We start from the raw sequence: 12809 nt of genomic DNA, 5'->3' as shown, positions 1-12809 counted from the left end.
TAGCCGAGTGACGGCAAGGTGCCCCGACGCGATTTGCGCGAGCGGGCTTAATAGGGAAGCCGGTGCGAATCCGGCGCGGTCCCGCCACTGTAATTGCGGAGCGATGCGGCTAGTTGCCACTGTCCGGACGGACGGGAAGGCGCCGCGTCAGCGATGAGGCAAGAGCCAGGAGACCTGCCTTGAACGTCGTTTTTCTTCCTTCGGGGGCTAGAGGGAGAGAATGCGCTGCGAACGCTTGCGCGACTCGACTTTGTCATGGTATCGAACGTCAGCCCCTGTTAACGGCAGGGGCTTTTTAGATTGGCGGCGCTCTGAAGTGTCGGAGGGAGCGGGCTGCGGCGCAGGGAACTGCGTCGGCGCGTGGTCGATGCTCGCAGGTGCGCGGCAAGGTGTCCGACGATTGCTCGTGGTTGCTCTGCAGTTACTCTGAAACTGCTCTGTAGCTGCTAAATAGTTGCTCAGTTCGATGTTCGGTAATCCGCGCACTTTCGTTTTATTGGAACGGACCCAGCATCCGCAATTTCGGTTGCCAGACGTTTTTTCGCTTCTCAACGGACGCCAGATCCCTTATTTCCTATTTCGCATGCTTTCATGCCGCCAATCGTGCCTTTAGCGGATCCGTGGTATCCGTGGTCCGCTATGTCGTTCTATTCGCCCCATCCCGGCCATATAGCGGATCTGTGGTCCGCTCGACCATCTCGCAGCCACTCGGTCCCCACTGCCGCCATCTTACCGGAAACGAGGTCCGCTCCATGTCGAACGCCAGATCGTTATTTCACCACACCATATCCCTTTCGCTCAGAAAATATCGCGCCTGGCCGCTGGCGCTCATGCTGTTCGTCGCGATGACCGTCTGCCTGGCAGCGCCCGCCGCGGCTGCGGAAACCGCCCCCGACGGCGCTGCGACGGGTGCTGTGACGGATACCGTCACGCTCTCGGTCGTCGGAGACGCCCAGCGCGGCACCCTGCTTCCCCCGACGCAGGTGGATCTGCAGAACGGGGATACGGCCTACTCCGTGCTCGACCGCACGCTCCCGGGGAAGGTCAAGTCCTCCGGGTCGGGCGAAGCGCTGTATGTGAGCAGCATCGACGGGCTGTCCGAGCTCGACCTCGGGCCGAAAAGCGGCTGGATGTACGAGGTCGGCGGCGCGTATCCCGCCGGGAGCGCCAACATTTATCGGCTAAAGCCGGGCGATATCATCGTCTGGCGCTACACGCTCGATCTGGGCGCCGACGTGGGGGCCCCGAATTCCGGCTCCGGCGGAGATGAAGGCGTCGGGCAGATGGGGGGCGCGGCATCCGGCATCGCCTACAAAGCCAATATTGCTTCCCTCCGCAAGCTTTTGCTCGCCAAGCCGGCTCCCGAGCTGTCCGAGTGGGAGGCCTTCGCGCTCGGCCGCTCTGGCGGCGGCGTTCCGGACGCCTACCTGGCGGAGCTGGCTGCGCAGGTGAAGGCGGCCGGCGGCGCGTATCGCAAGGCGACGGACCTGGAGCGCATCGTCCTCGCCGTTCGGGCGGCCGGAGCCGATCCCCGCGCGTTCGCTGGCTACGATCTCGTCGCCGCGGTGTATAACCACGCCAAGCTGACGCTTCAGGGCGCCAACGGCCCGATCTTCGCGCTGCTCGCGCTCGACAGCGGCGGCTACGACGTGCCGGCGGACGCCGCCTGGACGCGCGCCAAGCTCGTCGATTGGCTGCTCGCGCTGCAGAACGCCGACGGCAGCTTCCCGCTGGCCGCCGGCGAAGCCGGCAACGCGGACATCACCGCGATGGCTTTGGCCGCGCTCGCACCTTACTCGGCTGCCGCCGTAGACACAGACGGCGAAGCCGACGCTTCGGGAATCGGCGGCACTCGCTCCGCTACCGCCGCAGCGGCGATCGACCGCGCCGTCGCCTTTCTCTCGTCCGTCCAGTTGTCTGACGGCGGCTTTAAGCTCGAGCGCGACGAGAATAGCGAAACGGCCGCGCAGGTCGTTATCGGCCTGACCGCGGCGGGACGCGATCCTGCCGGCTCCGCCTTCGTCAAGTCCGGCGGAGGCCTGCTTGACGCGCTGCTGGCGTATCGGACGACGGAAGGCGGCTTCGCGCACACGCCGGGCGGCGCCTCCGACGCCATCGCAACGGAACAAGCGATGCTGGCTCTGGTCGCGTACGACCATTATGCAGCCGGAGCTCCCGGGCTGTACAAGATCGCCGCCGAACGCTTCGTCGACGAACGGCAGATTGCCGGCTGGGCCTCGGATGCCGTGCATCAAGCTTATGCGGCCAAGCTGCTATCCGGCACGAGCGCCTCTCCGCTCCGCTTCGAACCGAAGCGCGGCATTACGCGCGCCGAGTTCGCCGCCCTGCTCGTCAGGCTGGCCGGCGACAGGCTGAACGCAGCGCAAACCCCAGGCGCCGCCGGCGCGACCGGCGAAGTCTCGTTCGCCGACGTCCAGCCGTCCGCTTGGTACTACGGGGCCGTCATGCAAGCCGCCCGCGCAGGCATCGTAAACGGCGTATCGGCGGCGGCGTTCAAGCCCGGCGCTCCGATCACGCGCGAGCAGATGGCCGTTATGATCGGCCGCGCCTTCGGCATTTCCGGGTCGCAGAGCGGTACGGCTTGGCGGGACGCCTCCAGCATTCGCGCGGCTGCCCTGCCTTACGTGAATGCGGTCGCAGACAAGGGTATTCTGCTCGGCGCGGCCGGGGCCTTCGATCCGTCGGGCACCGTGACCCGGGAGATGGCCGCAGTAACCGCTATCCGGCTAAAAAATTTAAGTTTGGCCTCATAAAATAGACAGCATGCGCAGACGCAGGGAGGGATAGGAAGTGAAGAAAATTCGCAAGGGCCGGCTGGCCGCGCTGCTCTTTCTGCTGGCAGCTCTGCTCGCGGCATCCGGCTGTAGCGGGTCCGGCACCGATGACGGGACGGCTTCCAACCAGGCGAACGCCTCGGCCCCATCGTCGCCAGCGTTACAGACACAGCAGGGAAGCGATGAGGCTTCAACAAGCCCGCAATCAAGTCAGCAAGCGAGCCCGCAGGCGTCCGCAACGGCAATTGGCGATGCAGCGACGACTGGCGTAGATCCTGGCGGCGCTCACCCTGCGGCCACGCCTGGCGCCCCGTCGACCTCCGGCGCGGCCAAGCCTTCCGGGAGCCAGGCGCCGGCGGCGACTGCCGATACCGGCTCGGCTTCAGCGCAGCCCGAAGCCTCCGCAACCGTCGCGACGCCGACAGCGACGCCTCATGCGACCGCCGGCGGCAAGCCTTCGCCCTCTCCGCAAGCCGGCCCAGCGACGCCCAGTCCTTCCCATGCAGCCACCCAGGCGCCGCAAAAGGCCGAAATCACCCTGTCGATCGTCGGCGACAGCGATACGGGTACGATCCTGTCCCCCGCCGCGGTCGAGCTTAAATCCGGGGACAGCGTGCTGGACGTGCTGAAGCGCGCGACCCGCAGCCGCAAGATGCAAATGGAGTATCAAGGCAGCGGCGCAGCCGCTTATGTAGAAGGCATCGATAACTTATACGAATTCGATAAAGGCGCGAAGAGCGGCTGGCTGTTCCGCGTGAACGGGGAATTTCCGGGCAAGAGCGCGGGCGCATACAAGCTGAAGACCGGCGACGTCGTAGAATGGCTGTACACGCTCGACATGGGCAAGGACGTCGGAAAAGGTAAGGAAGACGGCAAGGAGAGCGGTTCGTGAACGCAGGTGGTTTTGCGGGCCTCCATCCGCTCGTCTGCTTCATCTATTACGCCGGCGTGATCCTGCTCGGACTGATGCTGGCGCATCCCGTCTACCAATTGGCGTCGCTCGTTCTGCTGACAGCGCTCCTGCTGCTGCAGCGGCAGGGCCGGACGCTGGCGCGCTCGCTCCCCTACTACTTGCTGGTCGGCGGGCTGTTCGCGATCGTCAATCCGCTGCTGTCCCACCGCGGGCGGCATATTCTGTTTTATATGATGGACCAGCCGATCACGCTCGAGGCCGTCCTCTACGGCGTCATGACGATGATGACCATCCTCGCCGTGCTGCTGATGTTCGTTTCCTACCGCGTCGTGATGACGACGGATAAGTTCATGTATTTATTCTCCGCCGTTCTGCCCCAGACCGCCCTGCATGCGTGGATGACGCTGCGGTTTATCCCGCTGTTCGCCCGCAGGTTCAAGCAGATCGAGCTCATCCAGCGCTCGCGCGGCATCGACATGCGGACCGGCGGTCCGATCCGCAGACTGCGGAACGGCGCGCTGCTGCTCCGCATCCTCATGACCTGGTCGCTCGAGGACGCGATGCGCACCGGCGATTCAATGAAGGCGCGCGGTTACGGCACGGCCAAGCGGACCGCTTATTATCCGTACCGGATGGATCGCCGCGATCGGGCGACGCTCGCCATCCTCTGCTTGCTGCTGCTGCTCGCACTCGCGGGTTGGCGGGAAGGCTGGGGCCTGCTGACGCTGTACCCGCGCATGGAGACGCTGCGGCTCGGGGCCTTGGAGTCGATCCATTTCGCGATATCCGCGCTGTTTATAAGCATGCCGATCATATTTGAAACGAGGGAGAGATACCGATGGAGATCGTCGCGGCGAAGCGCCTGACCTTCCGCTATCCGGACGCGGCTCAGCCTGCGCTGACGGCAGTGGATCTGTCCGTACGCAAGGGCGAGCTTGTCGTGCTGTGCGGCGCTTCCGGCTCGGGCAAAACGACGCTGCTCCGCCACTTCAAGCGCGAGCTTGCGCCCGTCGGCGACCTGTCGGGCAGCTTGTGCTATGACGGAGTTCCGCTAGCGGAGCTGCCGGACGGACGCGCGGCCGAGGAGATCGGCTTCGTCTTCCAGCATCCCGAGAGTCAGATCGTGATGGATACGGTATGGCACGAGCTGGCGTTCGCGATGGAAAACCGGGGGTATCCGCAGGTCGTCATGCGCCAGCGGCTGGCGGAGCTGTCCAGCTTTTTCGGGCTGGAGCCGCTCATGCAGCGCTCCGTGCACGAGCTGTCGGGCGGACAGACCCAGCTCGTAAACCTGGCTTCCGTGCTCCTGCTCCAGCCGCGTCTGCTGCTCCTCGACGAGCCGACTTCCCAGCTCGATCCCGTCGCGGCCCGCGAGTTCGTGCATCTGCTGCGCCGGCTTAACGAGGAATTCGGCGTGACGGTCGTCGCGAGCGAGCATCGGCTGGACGACATTTTGCCGCTCGCAGACCGGCTGGTCGTCATGGCGGACGGCCGCGTCCGGTATGACGGCACGCCCGGCGAAGTATGCAGGCGGATCTGGACGACCGGCGATGCGCGCGAGCGGCTGTACGTGCCGTCCGTGGCCAGATTGCTGGCCGCGCTTGACGACGCGGGCACATGCGAGCCATCCGGAACGGCGGGCGCCCCGGACGCCCCTCTGCCGCTGACCGTACGCGAAGCGGTCGCCGCGATCGACCGGCTGGCCGGGGAACGCGCTGCTTCGGACGGACAGGCCGATGATGCGCCTAAGGCAGGCGATCCGCACGGCCGGGCTAGCGCCGACTTTGCACAGACCCCCGGGCCGCCAGCTTCAAACGGTTTCTCCCAGCTGCGCAGCCTGCTTCGCCTGTCTGCCCGCCAAGGCGCCGAAGGCCCGGCAGAAGTGCTGTCCTGCCGCGAGCTCACGTATCGCTTCGAGCGAGACCAACCCGACGTCCTGCGCAGGCTGAGCCTTCAAGTGCGCGAGGGCGAGCTGCTCGCCGTCCTCGGCGGCAACGGCGCCGGCAAATCTACGCTGCTGCAGCTCATGGCAGGGCTGCGCAAGCCGCAGCGCGGCAAGATCGCGATCGCGCCGGGTCGCAAGCTCGGCTACCTCGCGCAAAACCCGATGCTGTACTTCAGCAGCGACACCGTACGCGAGGAGTTCGCGCGGGCGGCCGAGCACGCCGGATACAAGGGCGGCGCGGCCGAGGTCGAAATCGCGCATTGGACGGATGCGTTTGACCTCGGCGCGCTCCCGGACCGGCATCCGCACGATCTCAGCGGCGGCCAGCAGCAGAAGCTGGCGCTCGCGCTCGCCCTGCTCCCGCGGCCCGACATCCTCTGCATCGACGAGCCGACCAAGGGGCTGGATCCCGATGCCAAGGAAGCCTTCGCGGCACTGCTCCTGCAGCTGCGCGAGGAAGGCATGACGATCGTCATGGTGACGCACGACGCCGAGTTCGCCGCACGCCACGCAGACCGGTGCGCGCTGCTCTACGACGGGGAGATTGCCGCCGCAGCGGAGCCGCCGCTTTTCTTCGGCGGCAACTACTTCTACACGACGGCTGTCAACCGGGCGGTCAGACACCGCTATCCGGACGCCGTTACGGCGGAGGAGGTCATGCGCAGATGGACAAGCGAAGCCGTGCGCTCCTGATCGCCGCCATCATCCTCGCTGCCGGTCTCGCTGTCGCTTCCGCGATCTGGGACGGCCACTACCTGCTCCTGTCCGCCGTCGCGATGACGCTGGCGATGGCGCCGCTGTTCGTCCGCTTCGAACGGCGTCGGCTCGAGCCGCGCGAGATTGCGATGCTGGCCGCACTGGCGGCCGTCGCGGCGCTGGGACGGATCGCGTTCGCACCGCTCCCGAGCTTCAAGCCGACGTCTTTTGTCGTCATCGTGGCCGCGCTCGTCTTCGGCAGCGAAGCCGGCTTTATCGTGGGCGCGGTCGCCGCGCTCGCCTCGAACCTATTCCTCGGCCAAGGCCCCTGGACGCCCTGGCAAATGTTCGCCTGGGGCATGGTCGGCGCCACGGCCGGATGGCTGCGCCATACGCGCTTCATGAAGTCGCGGATCGGCCTCTGCGCCTTCGGTCTCGTCTGGGGTTTCCTTTTCGGCTGGATCATGAATGTGTGGTCGCTGCTCAGCCTCCCAGACGCCTTCGGCTGGAAGCTCGTCCTGATTACTTACGCCCAGAGCTTCTACTTCGATCTCGCGCACGCGGCGGCCAACGTGCTGTTCCTCGGCTTCTTCGGCCTCAGCTGGGTACGACTGCTCGAGCGCATCCGTAAAAAATACGGGCTGCTTGAAAGCCGAAACGTCCGTCGTTGACCCTGCCGTGGTCTATTTATCGGCGCGCAGCAACGCGGCCTCGTAGCCGGCGAGCCGTTTCATCAGAAGTCCGCGGCTTTTGCAGCCGGTCTTGCGAAGCAGGCTTGAGACATGCTTTTTGACGGTAATCTCGCTGACGAACATCCGCGCCGCAATCTCCGGATTGGACAGTCCCGACACCAGCAGGCCGGCCGCCTCCCGCTCGCGCGCCGTAAACGCGTAAGGCGGCTCTTCGTGCGCGGTTGCGCCTCCCGACCGTCTGCCGATCAGCTTGCGCACGTACGCTTGCCTGCCGGCTCCGCGAAGATCCGCGGCAAATGTCTGCGCCCGGTGTCCGGGCCCGTAATCGTCATGCTCCGCCCCCTCGACCGGCTCCATCGCGAGCGACAGCAGCAGTTCCCGGTAAAAGGGATGCGGCGTCGAGCAAAGCACCAATCCGCCCGAAGCCAGATAACCGATCGCTTCCTGGATCAGCTCCGACCTGGCTCGGCCGTCCGACGGGTCCTCCGCGTCGATCATGCGGATGTACCAGCCTGCCGGAGAAGACGGCGGCACGGCCAGCGCGAGACGGTCCGCCACGGACAAGCCGCGAAAATAAGCCCGGGTCACGGGTTGCCTGGCGAGCAGGTCCAGCGAATGCCGATGGATCGGAATGGCCGCGAACAGCCCGATCATCCGGCCTTCGGCGCTCCGCAGCAGCTTGACCGAATCAAGCCCGAGTTCAAGCCAGTCCGCCGCGTTCGCGAGGCGGCCGCGCGCCGCATCCTGCTCGGCGGCCATATCCAGCGTATAGGCGGCTTCGCGTTCATAATCGACGAAGGCTTGCGCTTTACGGCGCGGCTGCGTACTCCGACGCGTCAGATAATCCTCGACCTCCGAATAATTACGGGCGTCGAGGGTCTCGAACGTATGTCCCGAACGGCCGATAGGCATGGAGAGTACCGCACGCAGCTGCGAATCCGCAAGCTGATAGATCAGTTCCTGCATGAACCAGGCTGCCCGTTGCGAATTGCGTTCGCCGGCAAGACGTTTCTCGTAGAGGGCGATGCACCGTTCCCGGGCTTCCCGCCATGCTTGGGGGCGCAATCCGCGAAATTCGGCCTGCAGCGACTCCCGCGCGAGCTCGTGCAGATGCCAGCCGCGTCCGCTCCGTACCGTACAAGGCAAGCGCAGCAGTTCTGCAAAGGCGGTCTCGTCGGGCGTTTGTTCGCCGCAAGCGGCGGCGAGCGTCTCATAGTCGAAGACGCGCAGCAGCGATGCATGCCAAGCCGCCAACCGAAGCTGCGGGCTGCCGCTGCCGCCCAGCCAATCTCCGGCCAGGCCGGCCAGATCCGGGAATGCATCGGCGTCATGCGGTTGCGCGGCAGTCCGGCTCAGCAATAGCGGCAAGCCTGCCGCCCAGGCCGCCGCCCGCCTGCGGAAGTCGCCGTCCGCGACGCCCAGCCGGTCGAAATATACGTTCATCTCCTTGTGCGTAAGCGGTCCGAGCTCCATCTCGACGCCCAGACTGCGCCAGGCCGGTGAGTCCCGCCAAGGACCGTCGGGCGGATATCGGCCTGCCAGCACGACGAGCACCCGCCTGCCGAGCGCCGGCAGCAGCTCGCCACGCAGCCAGCCGCCCAGCGAAACGCCGCGCTCTGCCGCGTCAATCGCCAACACCGCGCCGCGTTCGCCTGCCAGCGCATCCAGCGCCTCCACCGCGGACGTGCGGGTCCCCCTCTGCGCCGCGTGCGGCAGCGCTTCGGCAAGCGCGGCGGCCACGCCGGCAGACGTCGGCGGGACGAGCTGCAGATCTAATCCGAGCCATGGGATGCCCTTCGTCTCGGCCAAGTCCTTGAATCTGCCGAGCAGCCAGGTTTTCCCGATACCCGCAGGGCCGAATAGGTGCACGATCGAAGCCCGTCGAGCCGGATCGTCAAGCAGCGCCGCAAAATCCAGCCGTTCCCGCTCTCTGCCGACAAACGACGCCGACTCGGCCCGCGACAGCTCGTCCCCGATCCGGCCATCGTACGATCCAGCCCCGTTTTCCCCCATCCGTTCATTCCCCCGTTCTCCGCATCCGCCGTTCGTCTGCGACGTGCCTAACTTTTATACTATCGTATACTAGAATGCGGCTTCGTTCGATGATATCTTTTCGTTATCGAATGATCGAGGAGGAGTAACGATGATTGTCAGCGCTTGGGACGGCCATTACCGCATGACGGCCAATGACGAACATGCACGGCTGGCCGGACGACTGGCCGCAGGGTTCAGGCACACCCTGCTTTCTAAGGGAGAGCGTATGGAGGAGCTGCTTTACGCCATAACGGAGCATGACCGGGGATGGATCGGGCTCGACGAGGTGCCGCTATGGAACGACCGGACGGAGCGTCCGTTTTCAGTGGCGGATTATCCGCTTGGCCTTCGGCTCCCCTTCTATGCGCTCGGCATCTCGGAGGTAGAAAGACAGAGCCCTTACGCTGCGCTGCTTTGCAGCATGCACTATACGAACGTGCCGCCCGAGTTTATGAAGCATGTCGTCGGCGGCGCACCGCCGAGCCTGCCAGTTGCAGTCTCAGAGGAAAAAGAGCGCCAGCGCCGGTTAAGCGCCGACCTCGGTCTCGACTCCGCCGAAGCGGCGGCGATGATCGGTACGCATCTCGCGCTGCTCCAGCTAGCGGATACGCTGTCGCTGCACCTCTGCGCCTCGATCGGCGCCGATCAGGGCGACATGGCCGCGCCGTTTGCCGCCTTGTGTCTCCGTGCGGGGGCCGCTGCGACGGGCAGCCCGATCTTGCTCACGCGATCTGCAGACGGCGAGGTCCTGATCTCCGCCTCCATATTCGACGCGCCTCTCGAGACGTCTTACTTGGCCCGCGATGTACCGGGACCCTTGATCGCGGACAAAGGCATTGCGGTCGCTTATGCGGAAACACCGCTCGCCGAGATCCGTATCGTCGTCCGCCCCATCGCATCATAACGATACGACAAACAGAACACCCGGTTAACAGCTGATAACCGGGTGTTCTACTGTTCTGGTTTACTATTCAATTGTCTCAGTACGCTCCCATCTTAAGTTTCCGAAGATTTATCCAGATTCGCTTGCGCTTGATCGTAATCTTCTTAGACTTCATTTTGGTGAATTCGACCTCCAAGGTCGTCCGCGCATTCGTGCGTTTAAAGGGTCTTGCCGGCGCCCTTGGCGCTCGTTTGCCGCGACACCTCTCACTTCGTTCATTTATTCGTGTTACTTTTGCTCGCTGTTCTTATACCCGTCATTCTTTTACTAGTCTTACTTTTGCTCGACGTTCGTTTTACTCATCGTTCGTTTTTACTCAACGTTCGTTTATTCGACGTTCGTTTTATTCGACGTTCGTTTTATTCGCCGTACGTTAAATCGTGGTTTCTTAATATCGTCGTGCGCTTTCTTCTCCGCTTGCCGTCTGAACCGACCGGCTCGCGCCTTGCTTGCCGAAGAGTCGTCCCTTGCTCGTAAACGTTGGATTCCCGCATATCCGGACCGCCGTGTTACGTCAATTGCCGGGCGGTTGCGTTCGCCACATTTCCGTACGCCGCGGATATGCTTCGCTTACCTGGCCCATTGGACTATCCCCTCTCGTTTGGGATGCCCTCATTATAAGACAGCGGATTCAATTATTCAAATTTTCTGAATATTGATAAACGAGCCTCTCCGCCCACGAGGCGGCGTCAGCCCGTCGCATGCTCCCGTATCCATTAAAATACTCGCTTTTTCGTTTATTTTTACACAAATCACATTTTCATTTTACAATCCCTCCGCAAAATGATTTCACGACACCCTTTCCCTGTAAACGCGCCGGTGTCCTCGCTTACCGCACGCTCCGACGCCGTTAAATTCGCCCGCCCATGTCGGTCTTGCGCCGCAATGCCTGCAAATATACATCTATTTTCGCCGGTCTAACCCCTTTTAGACTGAATAGAAGCAAAAGTGCAGTTTTTTACCCCATTAGCCCAATTTTCGGCTTATGGCTTGAATTTGCCTGTATATTTGCATTTTTTCCGTCACGCGTCGTTGGTCCGAAGAAAATGCCTGTACGAATGCAGGTATTTCGAGCCGCAGCGCGACCGAACAGCTCCACACGCCAAAAGCGCCGATAGCCGATAATAGCCGATAAGAGGATAGCGCGCTTACTCCCCTGCCCTCGAATCGCCGCCATATTTATACTTTCTGATTATGCCCAAAAACCGCACATCGCTGTGCGGTTCCCGGGCGCATAGGCTTGCCGCGCGATCTATAAATCACGAACGGCCTTTTAAGAATGATACTCCGCAGAGGAGGCCGCGGCCTCCTGTGTATCGTCCGCCGCCGCGGGCGAACGCCGCACGTTAACGCGCTTGATCTGGCGATTTTCCATCTCCGCGACGACGAACGTATAATCGTCCGCGAACACTTCGGCGCCCGGCTTCGCCTCCTCCAGCTCGGACATGAGCCAGCCGCCCAGCGTGTACACGCCTTCGTCGTCCTCGATGTCCGTCTTCAGCAGTCGGTTGGTCTCCTCGATCATGAGCGTGCCGCTCAGCTCGTATCGGCCGTCCCCGAGCTGCTGGATCAGCGGGCGGCCGTCCTCGTCGCGCTGCTGCCTCCGTTCTCCGACGATACGCGCGATGATGTCGCGGATCGTGACGATGCCCGAAGTTCCGCCATACTCGTCGAGCAGCACCGCCATATGGATGTCCTTTTTTTGCATAAGCAACAGAATCTCCTGCACCGACACGGTGTCCAGCAGCTGCAGCACCGGCTCGATATAAGGCTTGACGGGCATGTCCGTCTCTCCCGGATGGCGAATATACGTCGTCAGCAGTTCCTTGTAATCGATCAGTCCCACGATCGTATCCTTATCGCCGCCTGCCGTCACCGGGTACAGATCGTAGGCATCCAGCGCAGTGCGGGCCACGATCTCCTGCACCGTCTCGCTCTCGTCGATGAACGCCACGTCCCGCCGCGGGATCATGATCCCTTTGGCGACCATATCGTCCAGCTCGAAGATGTTGGTCACATAACGAAACTCCGAGGAGTTGATAATGCCGCTCTTGTAGCCTTCCGACAAAATGAGGCGCAGCTCGGCTTCCGTGCGGGTGTTGTCCGTTTCGGAGAGCGGCTTCATCCCGAACATGCCCGTGAGCAGCCGCGCCGAACGGTTAAGCAGCCAGCTGAACGGATAGGTGATTTTGAAAAAAATCATGAGCGGTCTTGCCAACGCGAGCGCCAGCGATTCAGCCTTCTGAATCGCCACGATCTTGGGCAGCAGCTCCCCGACCACGACCTCGAGGAAGGTGAGGATGAGGAACGCGATTACGAAGGATACGACCGTCTCCACAGACTCCGGCAGCGCGAAAAGCCCGAAAACGGGGCTTAGCAAATGCTCCACCGTCGATTCGCCCAGCCAGCCGAGCGCCAGATTGGTCAGCGTGTTGCCCAGCTGGCATGCGGACAGGTACTCGTCCAATCTCGCCACGATCTGCTTAACCGCCGACGCTTTCTTGTTGCCCTCGGCGACCATCTGCTCGATCCGGCTCATCCTTACCCGTATGACCGCATATTCCGCAGCCACGAAGAAAGCCGTGCATGCGATGAGCGCCAGCACGATTATCGTATTGATCATCCGCTCGTCTCTCCCCTTCCGTCCGTCGTCCCGACGTTTCAGATGGTATATTGTACCCGGAACGAAGGGAATCGAAAGAAAGGGGAGCTTGCGGCTGGCATGGGCTGCGGACAGGCGATCGTCGCTTTACGGTCGGGTTGCGGTCGCGTTGTTGTCCGGTTGCGGTCG

8 protein-coding genes and 1 riboswitch are annotated in these 12809 nt (G+C 63.1%); of the genes, 6 read left to right on the top strand and 2 right to left on the bottom strand.

Annotated elements, in window-relative coordinates; all coding sequences use genetic code 11:
• Positions 1-196, top strand: a riboswitch (cobalamin riboswitch).
• 556 nt (positions 197-752) lie between these two features.
• Genes ACFSR7_RS18040 through ACFSR7_RS18020 form a run of 5 tightly spaced genes read left to right on the top strand, consistent with a single transcriptional unit; the run spans position 753 to position 7020 of the window.
• Positions 753-2774, top strand: coding sequence for an S-layer homology domain-containing protein (locus ACFSR7_RS18040; RefSeq protein ID WP_378163913.1), 2022 nt, complete (start codon positions 753-755; stop codon positions 2772-2774).
• A 37-nt stretch (positions 2775-2811) separates the two neighbouring features.
• The gene (locus ACFSR7_RS18035) at positions 2812-3687 is read left to right on the top strand and encodes a DUF4430 domain-containing protein (protein ID WP_378163912.1); all 876 of its coding nucleotides are present in this window, start codon (positions 2812-2814) and stop codon (positions 3685-3687) included.
• A complete protein-coding gene (locus ACFSR7_RS18030) occupies positions 3684-4574 on the top strand; it encodes an energy-coupling factor transporter transmembrane component T (protein ID WP_378163910.1) in 891 nt (296 codons plus the stop codon). Before ACFSR7_RS18035 ends, ACFSR7_RS18030 begins: the two co-directional genes overlap by 4 nt.
• Positions 4547-6346, top strand: a complete 1800-nt coding sequence (locus ACFSR7_RS18025; RefSeq protein WP_378163908.1) for an ABC transporter ATP-binding protein — start codon at positions 4547-4549, stop codon at positions 6344-6346. Before ACFSR7_RS18030 ends, ACFSR7_RS18025 begins: the two co-directional genes overlap by 28 nt.
• The gene (locus ACFSR7_RS18020) at positions 6319-7020 is read left to right on the top strand and encodes an ECF transporter S component (protein ID WP_378163907.1); all 702 of its coding nucleotides are present in this window, start codon (positions 6319-6321) and stop codon (positions 7018-7020) included. The genes ACFSR7_RS18025 and ACFSR7_RS18020 overlap by 28 nt, the downstream gene beginning before the upstream one ends.
• 12 nt (positions 7021-7032) lie before the next feature.
• Here ACFSR7_RS18020 and ACFSR7_RS18015 read toward each other — a convergent pair whose 3' ends face one another.
• Positions 7033-9054 (bottom strand): LuxR family transcriptional regulator, encoded by a 2022-nt coding sequence (locus tag ACFSR7_RS18015; RefSeq protein WP_378163905.1) that lies wholly within the window; start codon positions 9052-9054, stop codon positions 7033-7035.
• A gap of 130 nt (positions 9055-9184) precedes the next feature.
• On the opposite strand from ACFSR7_RS18015, the gene ACFSR7_RS18010 reads away from it, so the two are divergent.
• A complete protein-coding gene (locus tag ACFSR7_RS18010; RefSeq protein WP_378163903.1) occupies positions 9185-9979 on the top strand; it encodes a DUF3891 family protein in 795 nt (264 codons plus the stop codon).
• Between the two features lie 1312 nt (positions 9980-11291).
• On the opposite strand, the gene ACFSR7_RS18005 is transcribed toward ACFSR7_RS18010, so the two are convergent.
• Positions 11292-12641, bottom strand: coding sequence for a hemolysin family protein (locus ACFSR7_RS18005; protein ID WP_378163901.1), 1350 nt, complete (start codon positions 12639-12641; stop codon positions 11292-11294).
• Positions 12642-12809 lie beyond the last annotated feature (168 nt).

It is taken from the genome of Cohnella sp. GCM10020058 (assembly GCF_042683485.1).
GTDB lineage: Bacteria > Bacillota > Bacilli > Paenibacillales > Paenibacillaceae > Cohnella.
This window is presented reverse-complemented; position numbering and strand designations above follow the sequence as displayed.